The organism is Corynebacterium sp. UBA2622, assembly GCF_002339505.1.
Lineage (GTDB): Bacteria > Actinomycetota > Actinomycetes > Mycobacteriales > Mycobacteriaceae > Corynebacterium.
In genome coordinates, this window is sequence record NZ_DDJO01000021.1 from 55,953 (window position 1) to 71,877 (window position 15,925).

The window sequence follows — 15,925 nt, forward strand, 5'->3', positions numbered from 1 at the left end:
GTCTCCTTCTACAGGTCTGCGGGGCTGGCGAGGTGGCCGGCGACGGCGGTTGCCGCGGCGACGAGGGGCGAGACGAGGTGGGTCCGCCCGCCCGGGCCCTGGCGGCCCTCAAAGTTGCGGTTCGACGTGGAGGCGGAGCGCTCCCCCGGCGCCAGCTGGTCCGGATTCATGCCCAGGCACATGGAGCACCCCGCGGTGCGCCACTCCGCCCCGAAGGCGGTGAAGATCTCGTGCAGACCCTCTTCCTCCGCCTGCTGCTTGACCATCGTGGAGGAGGGCACGACCATCATGCGGGTGCCCTCGGCGATGGTGCGGCCCTTCAGCACGTCCGCGGCGGCGCGCAGGTCCTCGATGCGGGCGTTGGTGCAGGAGCCGAGGAAGACGGTGTCGATCCGGATGTCGCGCAGCGGGGTGCCCGGTTCCAGGTCCATGTAGCGCAGGGCCTTCTCGGCGGCGCGCTTGGTGGACTCGTCGCCGAAGGATTCCGGGTCGGGCACGGACTCGGACAGCGGCAGGCCCTGGCCCGGGTTGGTGCCCCAGGTGACGAAGGGAGTCAGCGCGTCGCCGTCGATCTCCACGACGGTGTCGAACTCCGCGCCTTCGTCGGTGGGCAGGGTCTTCCAGTAGGCGACGGCGTCGTCCCAGTCCTTACCCGTCGACGCGTACTCGCGGCCCTCGACGTAGTCCAAGGTCTTCTGGTCGGGGGCGACCATCCCGGCGCGCGCACCCGCCTCGATGGACATGTTGCAGATGGTCATGCGGGCCTCCATCGAGAGCTTCTCGATGGCCTCGCCGCGGTACTCGATGATGTGGCCCTGGCCGCCGTTGGTGCCGATCTTCGCGATGATCGCGAGGATGAGATCCTTCGCCGTCACACCCTCGCGCAGCTCCCCGGAGACGTTGACGGCCATTGTCTTGAAGGGCTTGAGGGAGAGCGTCTGGGTGGCCATGACGTGCTCGACCTCGGAGGTGCCGATGCCCATCGCGATGGATCCGAACGCCCCGTGGGTGGAGGTGTGCGAGTCGCCGCACACGATGGTCATTCCGGGCTGGGTGATACCCAGCTGCGGACCGACGGTGTGCACGATGCCCTGCCTGACGTCGCCCATGGCGTGCAGCTTGACCCCGAACTCGGCGCAGTTCCTGCGAAGCGTTTCCACCTGCACCCTCGAGGTCGGCTCGGCGATCTCGAGCAGGTTGCCGGTCTTGATGCCCAGGGTGGGCACGTTGTGGTCCTCGGTGGCCAGGTGCAGCTCGGGGTGGCGCAGGGTGCGCCCCGACATGCGCAGACCGTCGAATGCCTGGGGCGAGGTGACCTCGTGGAGGAGCTGGAAGTCGATGAAGATGAGGTCCGGGTCTCCGCCCTGCCCGGGCGTGACCACGTGGTCACGCCAGACCTTCTCGGCGAGTGTCAAGGGTGTGTCCGCCATCGCGTTCCTCCTCACGTCAACCCCGCACATTCTCATAATGCGAGATGGTAGAATCCATGTTGTGAGACAGTATAGCGAAGAATCTGAGTTTTCAGACGTTTCCGGAATCGCCGGGATCTCCGGCATAAAGGTGCTCGACCGCTCCGTCGCGATCGTGCGCTCCGTGTCCTCGGGGGACAAGACGCTCGCGGCGCTCAGCGCGGACACCGGGCTGCCCCGGGCGACCACCCACCGCATCGCCACGGCGCTGGAGCTCCATCATATCCTCGCGCGCACCCCCGCCGGGGCGTGGACGATCGGGCCCGCCCTGGCGAGCTACGCCACCCACACCTCCCCGCAGCTGCTGTCCGCCGCCGCGCCCATCATGCGCGGGCTCGTCGAACGCACCGGCGAGTCCGTGCAGCTCTACCAGCTCACCGGCGACACCCGCACATGCATCGCCGCCGAGGAGCCCTCCAGCGGCCTCACCTACACCGTGCCCGTCGGTTCGCGGCTCTCGCTCTCCGCCGGGTCCGCCGCGCGCGTCTACGCCGCGTTCTCGCTTATCGACGCCCACCCCTTCCCCGCGGACGAACTCGCCGACGTGCGGGAGACCGGCTTGGCCGAATCCGTCGCCGAGCGCGAGGTGGGCCTCGCCAGCGTCTCCGCCCCCATCCGGGAGTCCGACGGCTCGGTGGTCGCGGTGCTCTCCGTCTCCGGACCGGTGGAGCGCCTCACCCCCAGCCCGAAGGAGAAGTGGGGGACGCAACTCGCGGCGGCCGCCCGGGAGCTCAGCGAGGCGCTGTAGCTAGCGGTCGATGTAATCCAGCTCGCGCGCGGGCCACACCACGTTCTTCGCCAGGGGGATCTGGTGCGAGGCGGACTCCAGGATGTGCATGAAGTAGCCGGCGGTGTTCGGGATGGCCACGATGTCGCCCGCCGCCACACCGCGGGGGAAGCGCACCTTGCGGCGGAGGATGAGCTCGTCCTCGATGCAGTACGCGCCGACCAGGAACGCCTCGAGCTCATCCCCGGGGGCGGCGCGCTGGACCAGGATCGGGTCCACAAGGTAGTCGTCCGAGGTGGTGCGGCACTGCGTGCGGTTCATGTGCAGGCCCACCAGGGGCAGCCCGTCGCTGCGGGTCTTGACGAAAGCGACCTGGGCCAGGATGAGCCCGCAGCCGTCGAGAAGCGAGCGCCCGGGTTCGAGGTGCAGCCGCAAGCCGCGGTCGACGAGGCCCTCTGCGATGTCCCCGGCGAGGACGTCCCGCAACCACCCCCCGCGGGTGGGGCTCTGCCAGTAGGGGTAGGTGGTGCGCAGGGGGTCGGCCTTCCACGTGAAGGGGTCGGCGTAACCGTCGCGCTGGGCGGCGATGGCGTCCCGGTAGGCGTGCCACTCGCCCTCGTCGTCGAGGTAGCTCATCGGAACCCCGCCACCGAGGTCGATGAACTCCGGATCGTGGCCGGCGGCGCGCAGAGCATCGACGAGCCCGAAGCATTCCCGCAGCGCGGAGCGGCGCTCGGCGGAGGCGTAGCCGTGAAGGTGGGCGTGCACGCCGACTACCCGCACGTTGCCGGCGGGCTCGGTCAGGTGGCGCACCCAGTTGCGGGACAGCTCGCCGAAGCGGGTGGGCGCCATCGTTACCGGGTCGGGGGCGAGGCGGGGGGCGACCAGCGCCGTCGCCGATCCCGCCAGGGCCCGGATGCGCTCGTACTCGTCGACGTTGTCCGCCGAGATGACGACCCCGTTGTCAATGGCCAGGCGCAACAGCGCATCGGTCTTGATGGCGGCCGAGAGGATGATGCGCTCCCCCGCCACCCCGCGCCCGAGAACCTGGCGCAGCTCGTTCTCGCTGGCCACGTCGACCCCGTGGCCCGCGTCGCGCACGGTGTCCACGAAGGTCAGGGCCTTGTTGGCCTTGCGGGCGAAGAAGACCTTGAGGTCCACTCCGCTGGCCGCGGCAGCGTCGACGAGCTCGGTGATGTTGTCCAGCATCGGGGCGGGGTCGAGGACGTTGACGGGGCTTGAGAAGTCGTCGAGCAGCGACTGGCACGCCTCCGCATCGGCCACGAGGTCGCCCGCCCAGGGCTCGAGGCGCGCCCGCATGGGGGGCAGTCCGTGCACGCGGTCAGGATCCGCCATGGCGGCACGCGTCACCCGGCGCGCCCAGCCGGGAATGACCTCGTGGGCGCCCCGGCGGAGCGTGTCGTGGCCGAGGATCCACCCCTCGCTCATCCGGCCGGCCGCCGCGATATGACGCTGGCCGGTGAGGGTGCCGTCGCGCTCCACCATGATGGAACCCGTTTCCCGGTGCACCCGCGCCAGACCGCTCTCAACAAGCTTGCCCGCAAGGGTGCCGGGCACGGGACCGGGGGGCGCGTTCACGGCGTCGATGACGACGGTCGCACCGACTTCCCGCGCCAGCTCCTCCAGGTTCTCCCCACCGCGGGCAAGGAGGTCGGTGCGGATGCGCCCGGAATCGAGCATCTCCAGTACCTCCCCGGCCGTCTCGGCGGGGGGGCCGAAGGCGACGCGCTCGAGGGTGCGGGTGAGGCGGCCGAAATTCTCCCCGCCCAGGCTGTCGCGACCACCGAAGGAGGCTCGCTCGATGACGGCATCGTAGGCGGCACGGAACGCGTAACCCACGGCCGCCGCCGCAGTCCAGGGACGGGCACCCGTGGCCACCTCCCAGGACCGGCGCAGGTCCTCCACCGGGTCGCCCGCGTCGCGGCCACCGAGGACCGCGCGGATGCCCTGCGGGTCCGCGGGTGAGCCGGTCGCGGCGAGAACCTCCGAGGCGAACTCCTCGAGCGCGGCCGTGAATTCCCCGAGGTTCCCCGCGGCGAGGATTGCATCGGAGGCCTCCCGCAGCGCGGGGCGCAGTCCGCGCTCCGTCTCCTCCGGCGGGTAGGCCTTGACCTCCATGAACCTCCCGCCGCGAGTGACGGGGTAGAACACCCCCGCGCGCGCGGAGCGCACCACGTCGATGAAGGTCAGAGCTGCGCCCCTGATGAGGGCGGTGTCTTCCTCGGTCACGGCGTCGAGCCCCTCCGGCGGGAACGCGGGGATCACGTCCACACCCCCGATATCCGTGTGACGCAGGGAGCCCGGCCAGTCGGGGGCGTGGCCGGTGGTCACCAGGACTTCGCGGAAAAGCGCGCCCTCGATCTCGAATCCCTCCCCGCGCGGTGTGAGCTCGGCGACCGCGGCGTCGACGAAGGAGAGGCTGCAGTTCGCCGGGAGGTGGCCCGCCAGCGCAGCCCACGAGGCGGCGAGGAAACCGCCGACGGCGCGGCGGGGCGGGAAGGTGTCGTCGGCGCCGCGCCATTCGTTGAAACTGCCGAGCTGGGTGCGCACGATACGGGAGGGCACGTTGAGCAGCCACTCGTCCGGCTGGTCGGGGTGGTACGCCCCGGGCCCGCTCGCGCCGGCTACGGGCCCGTCGTTGAACACGGTGAGATTGATGGACGCACCGCGCTCGCGTGCCCGGCCCATGAGCTCCTCCGCAGCCCACAGGCCCCTCGGCCCGGCCCCGATGATTGCAACCTTCATCGCTCTACCCCACGTTCCTTTCGACCCATTCGTCGTTGTAAATCGTGTCCAGATACGCCCGGCCGTCGTCGTGGAAGATGGCGGCGATCTCCGCACCCGGGTAGTCGCGCACGAACTTGTCGACGGCCACGCACACCGCCCCTCCCGAGGCGCCCGGCATGAACCCGGTGGCGCGCGCGACACGGCGCGCGGCCCTGACGGCGTCCGCTGCGTTGACCCGGACGACCTCGTCGGGCGTCGTCTCGCGGGACAGGTCCGTGACCACCCCCGCACCGTAACCGGGCAGGATGCGCTCCCCGCGCGCGCCGCCGAAGAGCACCGAGCCCTCCGCGTCCACGGCGACAACGCGGGTGGGCAGGTCGTGCTCGTCGATGAAGCGCGCGCAGCCGCCGACGGTGCCCGTGGTGCTGACGGCCACCAGCAGGAAGTCCGGGGCGTGGCCGAGCTGGTCCATGATCTCGTGCATCGTGCCCTCACTGTGGGCGAGGAAGGCGGCGCGGTTGGAGTACTGGTCGAGGTTGACCGCGTCCAGCTCGCGCACGAGCTCCGCAACCTTGGTGCGCCGCGCGGTCAGCCAGTCACCCGTCTCCGGATCCGGGGACTCCACGGGGTGTATGTGTGCACCGAGAGCCTTCATGTGAGCGAGGGTGGCCTGGTTCGTGCGCGGGTCCACCACGCAGTGGAACTCCCAGCCGCCGACGGCGGCCTCCCGCGCCAATGCCACCCCGAGGTTGCCGGAGCTGGACTCCACCATCACGGACCCGGGGCGGAGCACCCCCCGCTCCACGGCATCGTTGACGAGGGCCCGGGCGGTGCGGTCCTTCGCGCTGCCGCCGGGGTTGAAGGATTCGAGTTTGGCCCATGCGCTCTGCGAGCCGTCCTCACCGAATCCGGTGAGCTTCACAAGGGGGGTGTGCCCGATGGCCGAGAGCAGGCCGTTACCTGCGTCAGAAAACATGAACAATATCTTATGCTTCTTTCAATCCGGGTCATACTTTCGGGCTATCCCGCGCGGGCCGCCGCGAACGGGCCTTTGCACGCCCGCCGGACCGCCAATGTATTCGCTTTTACTTGGCGGCAACTGACAGGTGGCGCGTTTTCCCTATCAACTTTTCAGGGGTACGCTCGCGACGTGCGAACTAGCGGGCAGATATTTGGGCGGGATATCCGCCGACTACTACGCGTGCCCAGGGCTTTTGTCATTGTAATCGGTGTTCTGATCACCCCGGCCCTGTACGCATGGTTCAACATAAACGCGTTCTGGGACCCCTACTCCCACACCCAGAACATCCACATCGCCGTGGTCAACAATGACCGTGGCGGTTCCGCGGACCGGGTCGGCGACATCGACGTGGGATCCCAGATCGAGGAACAGCTCAAGAGCAACGACAGGATCGGGTGGGAGTTCGTCCCCGAGGACAAGGCCCGCGAAGGCCTGATGCGCGGGGACTACTACGCCATGTTCGTCATCCCGCCTGAGTTCAGCCAGGACCTGCTCAGCCTGGTCACGGGCACCTACACCCAGCCCGCGCTGCAGTACTACGTCAACGAGAAGACCAACGGTGTTTCGCCCTCGATCACTGACACGGGCGCGAACGCGGTCGACAGCGCCGTGTCCGAGGCGTTCAAGCAGAAGGTCGGTGATGCAGCGGCGACCCAGTTGCGCGAGAAGGGAGTCGCACTGCGCGGGGACATCGACGACGCCCGCGGGAAAGCGTCGGGAAGCCTCGGCCAGGTCGCGGACAACCTCGATTCGGCCAGCGTTCGAGTCTCGGGAATGAAGTCCACCGTGGACGGTGCCCGGCCCGTCATCGGGGAGCTGACGGGGCTCGTCCACGATGTCGACTCGACCCTCGGCGAGGTGGACTCCGCGCTCACGAACGTCGACGGTCTGGTCACGGAGCTGCAGAACTCATCGGCCGGCTTCTCCTCCGCGACCTCGACGGCCCTCATCGAATCCACCAACGCGCTGAGTGTGGGTGCAGCGTCCGCGAACACCTCGATTGCCTCGGCGACCGACCAGCTCGGCACCGCCCAGACACGCGTGCGCTCGGCCGTCGACGAGGTCAACGGGGTGGTCACCCAGGGAGAGGCGGCTGTCGCCCAGTTTCAGGCGACCGCGGATGGCGCGGCCCTGTCACCACCCGTCAAAGCCCAGGTCGACAGCGCGATCAGCGCCCTCAACGAGCGCACGGGGGCGTCGCGCCAGATCCTCGACAGCCTCAACGGGGTTGACCAGTCGACCACGGCAACGCTGGACTCCCTCCGCGGTGTGGGTGACTCCCTGCAGAAGGCCACCGCGGACTCCAATGCCTCAGCCCGGGCGGCGGGTGACCAACTCGCCGCCTCACTGCCGGAGATCAACTCGGCTCTCGCCCAGCTCTCCGGCAGCGTCGCTTCCGTGCGCGGGGCCGTGACCAGCCAGCGAGCGCTGACCGATGAAACCACAACGCTCCTCGCGGGAGTCGACAGCCAACTTGCATCGGCGGAGGGGATCCTCGATGAGGTGTCGGGGGATCTGAGCACGCTTTCCGACGGCGCACGGGCCGCCCAGGGTGATATCGCGGCGCTGCTCGCCACGAACGACAACGACGTTCTGAACACCGTGACGGGCCTGAACTCCGTGAAGATCGGCGACTACTTCGCGTCCCCGGTCACTGTGCAGCAGCAGGCGGTCTACCCCACCGAGAATTACGGCAGCGCGATGGCCGCGTTCTTCACCAACCTTGCTCTGTGGATCGGTGCTTTCGTGCTCACGATCATCTACCGCGTGGAGGTGGACACCGAGGGCTTCAGACGGCTGACGGTGGGTCAGGCCTACCTCGGCCGCTACCTGTTCTTCGCCGTGGTTTCCGTACTGCAGGCGGTCGTCGTCACGCTCGGCAACATCGCTTTCGGTGTGCAGATGGAATCGATCCCCGCTTACCTGGTGACAGCGATGCTGACCGGCATGTCGTACACCGCGATCATTTACGCGCTTGTTTCCGCGCTCGGCCACATCGGGCGCGGGATAGCCGTGTTCATGGTCGTGGTGCAAATCCCGGGTGCGTCCGGGCTTTACCCGATCGAGCTGATGCCGGGGTTCTTCCGGCGGATCTACCCGTTCCTCCCGTTCCGCTACGGAATCGACGCCATGCGCGAGACAATCGCCGGCTTCTACGGGCACCACTACTTCCGGTTCATGTCCACTCTTCTCCTCATGGCGCTGGCGGCGTTCACCCTGGGCTGGTTGTTCCGCCGCACGCTGTCGCACGCAAATCTCCTCTTTAACCGCCAACTCGCGCGGACAAACCTGATCACCCACGAACAGGTTGAGGTGATGGGTTCGCCCTACCGCATCTCCGACGTCACCGCGGCGCTTTCGGACCGCGATGAATACCGCGAAAGCGTCGCACGGAGAACCCGGATGTTCCATGAGAACTACCGGACGATGATCCTCGGGGGAATCGCCTTCGGCGTCGTCGGGGTGGCAATCATCACGGGCATGACCTACCTGCTGCCCACCGACAGGACAATCATGCTGGCCATCGTGGTCGGCTGGTCGCTTTTGGTCATTCTCTACCTGGGCGGCGTGGAGTACTTCAAGCAGAGCCTTGTCGACGCCGCCCAGGTCTCCCGCCTCGGAGACAACGAGCTGCGGGATGCCGTGGTCCACCGCCACGATTCGGCCGGAACCCGCGTGAGCGTGGGCGCACCCGGCGAAGGCGTTGACGACGGCCCCGCTGGCGGCGGTGGGCGGTCCGGTGACCGCCGCGGGCCGGATGACGACACCACACAGATGGAGCAGGTGAAACCGTGAGAACCGTTTTCTCGATTGCCTTCAACGACCTGCGCCGGCTCTACACCAACGTGATGGCCGGAATAGTCATGGTCGGCCTCATCGCGATCCCGTGCCTGTTCGCCTGGTTCAACGTCCTGGCCACGTGGAACCCGTTCCAGAACACCGAGCGCCTGCAGGTGGCCGTCGCCAACACCGACCGGGGCCACACGAGTGATCTAACTCCCCTGTCCGTCAACGTCGGCGACATGGTGCTTTCCCAGCTCTACCGCAACGACGACATGGACTGGGTCATCACCGATGCCGCCGACGCGGTGGAGGGCGCGAAGTCGGGCGAGTACTACGCCGCGATCGTCCTGCCCCCCACGCTGAGCGACGACATGTTCACCTTCTACTCGGGGGACGCGGAGCCGAGCAAGATCGACCTCTACGTCAACGAGAAGAAGAACCCGATTGCCCCCCTCCTCATCTCCAATGGAACCCAGGGAGTGAGTGCGCAGATCAATGCCTCGTTCACCCGCGCGCTCTCGGAGGTGTCGTTCGGGTTGATCGAAACCGCGTCCGACTTCTTCAACGAGGCGGAAACGCAGAAAGCCCTGAATTCGATCGAAACGCGTGTGGTGGGGACCCGCAACCAGATGCTCTCGAGCGCCAATACCGTGGACGCTCTCGCGGCCCTCACCGAATCAAGCGTGCCGCTGGTCGCCAGCGCCGAGCGGATCTCGTCCTCGGTCGGGGCCAACCTCGATTCGATCCAACCCGCCAACCTCGACGGCATAGGTGCGGGTGTCGGCGGCAGCGCAGCCGCGCTGGGGGCGGCCCTTTCCGCCACCTCGGACAGCTTCGGACCGGTCAATGACCGGGTAAACGAGCTGCTGGCCAACACCGACCAAACATCCGCGGCGACTGCGACCACCCTGACCAGCATCGCCGCGGCGGTGGATGTCCAGGTCAACCAGTACACTGCCCTGCGCGACCAGTTGAACGCGAATGTCTCCCCCGCCCTGCCTCCCGAGGCGCAACCGGCCTTTTCCACGGTGATCGGCAACCTCAATGACGCCATCGCCCGCCAGACGGGTGTCCGCGACCGGCTCAACGACGCCGCCTCCCGCGTGGCAACCGGACGCGCCACACAGGGTGACCGGCAGGAGATCCAGGAGTCCATAGCCAAGGCCCGCGACGCCATCGCGACCGCGCGGAACTCGTTCGACACCGGGGTGCGCCCGCGGTTGGAGGCACTCTCCGGCTCCGTCGACCAGATCGGTGGGAGCGTCGACAAGGCCCGCGCCGACATCGACAGGATCTCGGCGACCCTCGCCGACCGCCCAGGCTCCCTCCAGAACACCCTGGCGACATCGGGGGACACGCTTCGCAGTCTGGCGACGGAGCTGCGCGACAACGCAGCACAACTCGGGGATGCCCAGCGCTCCATCGCCGACGCCCGCTCCAGCAACGACCTTGGCAAGCTTTCCGATCTGGTGTCGAAACACCCCGAGGAGATCGCGAACGCGCTCGTCGATCCGGTCAAGGTAGACCGTCAGGAGGTCTACCCCAGAGTCAGCTTCGGTGCAGGCATGGCACCGCTGTACACGGTTCTCGCACTGTGGGTCGGCGCCCTGCTCACGGCCGTGGCCCTGCGCTCGGACGAGAACTCATTTGTGCAGCACTCCGTAGACCCCTCAGAGCTTTCTCCGGCTCAGAAGTACTTCGGCCGTTACCTCACCTTCGCGGTGACGGGATTGGCGCAGTCCACGCTGATCATGGCCGGGCTGATCCTGTACGTGGAGATTCACCCGGCCCACCCGTTCCTTCTCTTTGTCGCCGGCTGGGTCTCGAGCCTCGTGTTCCACATGATCTGCTACACGCTGGTGCTCTCCCTCAGCAACGCCGGTAAGGCTATCGGTGTCCTCATTCTGGTGTTGCAGATCTCAGCCGCGGGCGGTGCTTACCCGCTTCAGCTGCTCCCCGGCTGGGTGCATGCTCTGAGCCCGTGGCTGCCCGCCACCTATTCGATCCAGGCTATGCGCGCGGCCGAGTTCGGCACCTACCACTGGGATTTCTGGCGCGCCATCGGGATACTCCTGCTTTTCGCGGTGCCCTTCCTGGTCCTCGGCCTGTGGGTGCGCTCGATGATTGAGTCCACCATCATGAAAATGGAGGATGCCGCCGCGGAAACGAAGATCATCATGACCGCTTGACGGGCCCCTCCTACACCCGGATGGTCCCCCGCACCCGCACCTCGACGCGGCCCCCGACCCAGATGTCGGAGCCGTCGTCGAATATCTCCACCCGTCCGTCGCGACCCACCGCGCGGCCCTGCGAGACCGCGTAACGCGCCGGCACCGCCCCGCGCCCGCGCAGCCACTGGGCAAGCGCGCCGTTGAGGCTGCCGGTGACGGGGTCCTCCCGATCAAGGGAAAAGGCGCGGACCTCGTAGAGCCAGTCCCCGGCGCCCCCGAAAGCCGCGAAGCCCGTCTTGACCGGCTTCGTGGGTTGGCGCAGGGAGCGCAGGGTGTGGACGTCGCGAAGCTGGACCAGGCGCCACCCGGGGCCGTTGTCTCCCCACGCGGCATCGACGACGTCGTCGGCTGAGAGCCCGAACGCGCCCAGCACTTCCCTGAGCTCCTCCCGCGACAGGGGGCCGGAACGCTCGAGCGGGGGCGCGGCGAAGGAGAAGTTGCTGCCCTCCACCCGAACCGGGACGAGGCCGGCGGCGCACTCCTGGACAATTGCCGCCTCCCCCGCCGGTCGCCCACCCAGCTCGAGCCACGCCGCCGCCGTGCCGAGCGTGGGGTGGCCCGCGAAGTCGAACTCCCCCGCCGGAAAAAAGATCCGCACGCGGTAGTCCGCCCCCGGCCGGGTGGGCGAGAGGAGGAAGGTCGTCTCGGAGTAGTTCAACCAGGAGGCGATTCTGCGCATCTGGGCCGCGGTTAGACCCTCGGCGCCTCCCACGACGGCGACCGGGTTTCCTGTGAACGCCCCGGTGCCGAAGACGTCGAGCTCGATGATGTCGCAGTTCATGGGGCCATACTACGGGCGCTTCGGGGATGATCCATGCACGCGGGGGAATATGTCGCTCGCCCGGCCGGTTGTGGTGAAGGTGCACCGCAGTCCCTGCCGCGGTGCAGACGAAAACGTGAATCCAATACAGGAGCTGAAAATGACGTCCACGAATTCCACCCAGCAGTGGGTCCTGGCCTCCCGCCCGGAGGGTACCCCGACCAGCGAGAACTTCCGCCTGGAGACCGCGGAGCTTCCCGAGCTCGCCGACGGCCAGATCCTGGTGCGCAACGACATCGCCAGTGTCGACCCCTACATGCGCGGGCGCATGAACGACGTCAAGTCCTACATCCCGCCCTTCCAGATCGACGAGCCGCTCACCGGTTACGCCGTCGGCACCGTCAAGGAGTCCCGCTCGGAGAAATTTAAGGTGGGCGATACCGTTCGCCACTTCTCGGGGTGGCGCACGCTCGCGCTTCTCGACGACTCCGAGGCCGAGGCCGTCGACACGGACGCCGCCCCCGCCGCCGCCTACCTGGGCATCCTCGGCATGACCGGCCTGACCGCCTACGCGGGCCTCACGGCCGTGGGGGAGCTCAAGGAGGGCGATGTCGCCTTCATCTCCGGTGCCGCCGGCGCCGTGGGCTCCGCCGCCGGCCAGATGGCCAAGCACCTCGGCGCGTCGCGGGTCATCGGCTCGGCCGGCTCCGCCGAGAAGATCGAGTACCTGAAGAAAATCGGTTTCGACGACGCCTTCAACTACAAGGACGGTGACGTCACCGGTCAGCTGGCGAAGGCCGCCCCCGAGGGCATCGACTTCTACTTCGACAACGTCGGTGGCGACCACCTCGAGGCGGCCATCGACAACCTGAACACCTTCGGCCGGGTGGCGATGTGCGGCGCGATCGCGCAGTACAACTCCACCGAGCCGGCGCCGGGGCCGGCCAACCTCGGCCTGGCCATCGGCAAGTGCCTCACCCTGCGCGGCTTTGTCGTGGGCCAGTATTCGCAGCTGGCCCGGGAGTTCCAGGAGAGGATCGCCCCGCTCGTCATCGACGGCTCCATCGACTACGACGTGACCACCCGCAGCGGCATCGAGAACATGCCCGGTGCATTCCTCGAGCTCTTCGAGGGCAGCAACACCGGCAAGATGGTCGTCGAGCTCTAAGCCGGCCCCCGAGACACCCCACCAAGGCACAAGGAGAATTCCCATGACAAACGTACTGATGATTGTCAGCGGCGCAGACCACTGGACGCTGAACGACGGCACGACGCACCCCACCGGGTTCTGGGCCGAGGAGCTGGTGATGCCCTACAGCATCTTCTCGGACGCCGGTTGGGACATCACCGTGGCCACCCCGAGCGCCAAGGTCCCCGTCGTCGACGAAGTGAGCCTGCAGAAGGGCGCCGGCGACCCCGCCACCCTGGAGACGGTGGAGAAGCTCCTGGAGGAGATACTCCCCGTTCTTCAGAACCCCACCGCGCTCGAGGACGTTGACGCCGACGAGTACGACGTCGTCTTCTACCCCGGCGGCCACGGCCCGATGGAGGACCTCGCCGTCGACGAGACCTCCGGGCGCATCCTCGCGGGGCGCCTCGCCTCCGACCGGCCGGTGGCGCTGCTCTGCCACGCCCCTGCAGCCGTCCTCGCCACCGCCGACGCGGAGGGCCACTCCCCCTTCGCCGGGCGGAGGATGACCGGCTTCTCCAACGCGGAGGAACAGGCGGGCGGCCTGGCGGAGAAGGCAAAGTGGCTGCTCGAGGACCGCCTCGTTGAGCTGGGCGTGGGCTACGAAAAGGCCGACGAGCCCTACGCCCCGCACGTGGTGGTGGACGGCAACCTGTACACGGGGCAGAATCCCGCGTCGTCGGAGAGCCTTGCCCGCGAGCTGGTGAAGGACCTCACCCGGTAACACCCCGTAGACGCGGTAAAACCCGTGGGAACCGCCCAGGGCGGCCCACGGGTTTTCCGCGGTGGGGCTACTTTTCGGCCGCGATCAGGCCGGACTCGCGCAGGAGCTCACCGACCTCGTTGTCCTCCAGCTTGTCCAGGACGTACTTGCGCAGGAGGCGGTTCGCCTTCGTGTCGCGGGCGGAGGTGAGCGGTTCTCCGTCGCGGAGCTGCACGGTGGCGTCGAGAAGCGTGCGCACGTCGTAGATGGAGTTGAACACCTCGGGTACGCCGCGCTCGACGTTCATCAGGGTGTAGACGGCCTCCATGGGGGTGCGCACCGAGTACTCGGTGGTGAAGATGCAGTCGCGCTGGGCCGACTCGGAGAACTGGCCGATGAAGGCGAAGTTCTTCGCGCCCTCTGGAACGACGTCGGGGCGGTCGCCCGCCGCGCGGGGCATGAAGAAGGCGGTGACGTAGGGCATCATCACCGGGACTGCCTTGGCGCCGGTGGCGGCCATCTCGTCGATCTGGTCGGTGGGCACACCAAGGTGGTAGAGCCACTCGCGGGTGATCTCCTCGCCCGTCGACTCCTCGATGGTCTTGCCGGTGTAGTCACCGGGCTTGTCGGAGTAGAGCGCGTAGACCCAGACCACGATCTGGTCCTTCGGCTGGTTCTTGAAGTGCGGCTGGCGGTTGACGGTCCACGACAGGAGCCAGCTGGAGTCCTTGGCTGTGACGATGCCACCGGTGACGACCTTGCCGGAGAAGGGGTCGCGCTTGGCGATCTTCTCGATGTACTTCGGGATCCGCTCGTCCAGCGTTGTGACGGTGCAGGACTCCCACTTCGTCTCCGGGATGTGCGCGCCGAAGACGTCCGGGTGGCCGAAGGAGGGGTCCTTGGCGGCGATCCGGCGCCACAGCTCCCACGCCGGCGCCGGGCCCTCGTTGAGCGTCGCCGCGCGGTGGTGGTTGCCGTTGTCGGAGTTCTCCACCAGCGAGCCGATGGTGAGGAAGGCGAGGTCGTTGTCCGTCAGCGGCACGCCGCCCTCCTCGCCGTCCTTCACCCAGTGGATGTAGGTGGCGCGCTTCTCGCCGTCCGCGACGCGGAAGTCGACGTCGGTGACGCGGACCCCGTAGTCGAACTGGACGCCGTTGTCCTTGAGGTACTTCGTCAGTGGCAGCACCAGCGACTCGTACTGGTTGTACTTGGTGAACTTCAGCGCGGAGAAGTCGGGCAGCCCACCGATGTGGTGGATGAAGCGGTGGACGTAGAGCTTCATCTCCAGCGCGGAGTGCCACTCCTCGAAGGCGAACATGGTGCGCCAGTACATCCAGAAGTTGGAGGCGAGGAAGTCCTCGCTGAACCACTCGTTGATGCGCACGTTCTCAACGTCCTCGCGGGAGGCGAGGAAGAGCTTGACCAGCTCCTTCTGCGCCTTCCGGGTGAGGTCGAACTTGCCGTCCGTGTGTGCGTCCTGCCCTCGGTTGACGGTCGCACGCTGGAGGGAGTAGTTCGGGTCGTCGCGGTTGAGCCAGTAGAACTCGTCGAGCACGCTCGCGCCCTCCACCTCGAGGGAGGGCACGGAGCGGAAGAGGTCCCAGAGGCACTCGAAGTGGTTCTCCATCTCGCGCCCGCCGCGGATGACGAAGCCGTCCTCCGGCTCCTTGATGCCGTCGAGCGCGCCACCCGGGATGGTGTCCTGCTCGAGGATGTGGATGTTCTCCCCCGGCACCTGCGCGTCGCGCACGAGGAAGGCCGCGGCGGACAGCCCCGCCAGGCCCGACCCGGTAATCCACGCCGTCTTCTCCTCGGCCCCCTCCGGCTTGCGGGGGCGGGCGAATGCTTCGTAGTTTCCGCTTGTGTATCGCATCTCGGTTCTCCTTCTGCTGGCGTTGTGCCTACGCCCCCAACGCTATGCCCGCACCCGGGGCCGCTCCACGCAAAATTCAGCACCGGGGGTGATTTTCTGTTGCACCACCGGTATTGCACACCCCTAACTATTTTGCCTGGCTAACGCGGGTTTACCAGCGCCAGCCACCATTGCGCACCTGCTTTCCGATGCCCCTCAAACCCGCCGAATCCCCCTCTCGCGCGGGGGAGGTTTTTTCGGACGCGAAAAAGGCACCCGGTGCGTTATCACCGAGTGCCTTATTGTGGTACCCCGTACGGGATTTGAACCCGTGTTACCGCCGTGAGAGGGCGACGTCCTGGGCCGCTAGACGAACGGGGCGCGTTCGCTTTTCGTTTGCGACTCGTCAACCCTAAAGGACGGTGCATGGAAGGACCAAAT

At 67.6% G+C, this 15,925-nt stretch carries 10 protein-coding genes and 1 tRNA gene; 5 read left to right on the forward strand and 6 right to left on the reverse strand.

Annotation, left to right across the window (positions count from 1 at the left end; genetic code table 11):
• Nucleotides 1-8: 8 nt before the first annotated feature.
• Nucleotides 9-1,430: a 3-isopropylmalate dehydratase large subunit gene (gene leuC / locus B3611_RS08755; RefSeq protein ID WP_291314695.1), complete on the reverse strand. Its 1,422-nt coding sequence runs from the start codon at nt 1,428-1,430 to the stop codon at nt 9-11.
• Between the two features lie 61 nt (nt 1,431-1,491).
• On the opposite strand from leuC, the gene B3611_RS08760 reads away from it, so the two are divergent.
• Nucleotides 1,492-2,217 carry an IclR family transcriptional regulator gene (locus B3611_RS08760; protein ID WP_291314696.1) on the forward strand — a complete coding sequence of 242 codons (726 nt, stop codon included), beginning with the start codon at nt 1,492-1,494 and terminating at the stop codon, nt 2,215-2,217.
• Here B3611_RS08760 and B3611_RS08765 read toward each other — a convergent pair whose 3' ends face one another.
• Together B3611_RS08765 and B3611_RS08770 are read right to left on the reverse strand one after the other, a co-directional pair.
• Nucleotides 2,218-4,962: an FAD/NAD(P)-binding protein gene (locus B3611_RS08765; RefSeq protein ID WP_291314697.1), complete on the reverse strand. Its 2,745-nt coding sequence runs from the start codon at nt 4,960-4,962 to the stop codon at nt 2,218-2,220.
• A gap of 4 nt (nt 4,963-4,966) precedes the next feature.
• Nucleotides 4,967-5,920: a pyridoxal-phosphate dependent enzyme gene (locus tag B3611_RS08770; protein WP_291314698.1), complete on the reverse strand. Its 954-nt coding sequence runs from the start codon at nt 5,918-5,920 to the stop codon at nt 4,967-4,969.
• Between the two features lie 12 nt (nt 5,921-5,932).
• Between B3611_RS08770 and B3611_RS08775 the strand changes: the two genes are divergently transcribed.
• Both B3611_RS08775 and B3611_RS08780 read left to right on the forward strand, forming a co-directional pair.
• A complete protein-coding gene (locus tag B3611_RS08775; protein WP_291314699.1) occupies nt 5,933-8,761 on the forward strand; it encodes a YhgE/Pip domain-containing protein in 2,829 nt (942 codons plus the stop codon).
• Nucleotides 8,758-10,938: a YhgE/Pip domain-containing protein gene (locus tag B3611_RS08780; RefSeq protein WP_291314700.1), complete on the forward strand. Its 2,181-nt coding sequence runs from the start codon at nt 8,758-8,760 to the stop codon at nt 10,936-10,938. Before B3611_RS08775 ends, B3611_RS08780 begins: the two co-directional genes overlap by 4 nt.
• A 10-nt stretch (nt 10,939-10,948) precedes the next feature.
• On the opposite strand, the gene B3611_RS08785 is transcribed toward B3611_RS08780, so the two are convergent.
• The gene (locus tag B3611_RS08785) at nt 10,949-11,761 is read right to left on the reverse strand and encodes a PhzF family phenazine biosynthesis protein (protein WP_291314701.1); all 813 of its coding nucleotides are present in this window, start codon (nt 11,759-11,761) and stop codon (nt 10,949-10,951) included.
• Nucleotides 11,762-11,894: 133 nt separating this feature from the next.
• Here B3611_RS08785 and B3611_RS08790 point away from each other — a divergent pair, with 133 nt between their 5' ends.
• Together B3611_RS08790 and B3611_RS08795 are read left to right on the forward strand one after the other, a co-directional pair.
• Complete coding sequence (locus tag B3611_RS08790; RefSeq protein WP_414646325.1) at nt 11,895-12,908, forward strand: NADP-dependent oxidoreductase; 1,014 nt, start codon at nt 11,895-11,897, stop codon at nt 12,906-12,908.
• A gap of 43 nt (nt 12,909-12,951) precedes the next feature.
• Entirely contained in the window at nt 12,952-13,653 is a 702-nt protein-coding gene (locus tag B3611_RS08795; protein WP_291314703.1) for a type 1 glutamine amidotransferase domain-containing protein, read from the forward strand.
• Nucleotides 13,654-13,720: 67 nt separating this feature from the next.
• Here the strand turns inward: B3611_RS08795 and B3611_RS08800 are convergent, their stop codons facing one another.
• Both B3611_RS08800 and B3611_RS08805 read right to left on the reverse strand, forming a co-directional pair.
• Nucleotides 13,721-15,505: an oleate hydratase gene (locus tag B3611_RS08800; RefSeq protein WP_291314704.1), complete on the reverse strand. Its 1,785-nt coding sequence runs from the start codon at nt 15,503-15,505 to the stop codon at nt 13,721-13,723.
• A gap of 284 nt (nt 15,506-15,789) precedes the next feature.
• A tRNA-Glu gene (locus tag B3611_RS08805) sits at nt 15,790-15,865 on the reverse strand.
• Nucleotides 15,866-15,925: the final 60 nt, after the last annotated feature.

Bases quoted from the DNA above. Each gene is read 5' to 3' on its own strand.
- leuC (WP_291314695.1), bottom strand. From the start codon at position 1,430: ATGGCGGACACACCCTTGACACTCGCCGAGAAGGTCTGGCGTGACCAC.
- B3611_RS08765 (WP_291314697.1), bottom strand. From the start codon at position 4,962: ATGAAGGTTGCAATCATCGGGGCCGGGCCGAGGGGCCTGTGGGCTGCG.
- B3611_RS08770 (WP_291314698.1), bottom strand. From the start codon at position 5,920: ATGTTTTCTGACGCAGGTAACGGCCTGCTCTCGGCCATCGGGCACACC.
- B3611_RS08775 (WP_291314699.1), top strand. From the start codon at position 5,933: ATGCTTCTTTCAATCCGGGTCATACTTTCGGGCTATCCCGCGCGGGCC.
- B3611_RS08785 (WP_291314701.1), bottom strand. From the start codon at position 11,761: ATGAACTGCGACATCATCGAGCTCGACGTCTTCGGCACCGGGGCGTTC.
- B3611_RS08795 (WP_291314703.1), top strand. From the start codon at position 12,952: ATGACAAACGTACTGATGATTGTCAGCGGCGCAGACCACTGGACGCTG.
- B3611_RS08800 (WP_291314704.1), bottom strand. From the start codon at position 15,505: ATGCGATACACAAGCGGAAACTACGAAGCATTCGCCCGCCCCCGCAAG.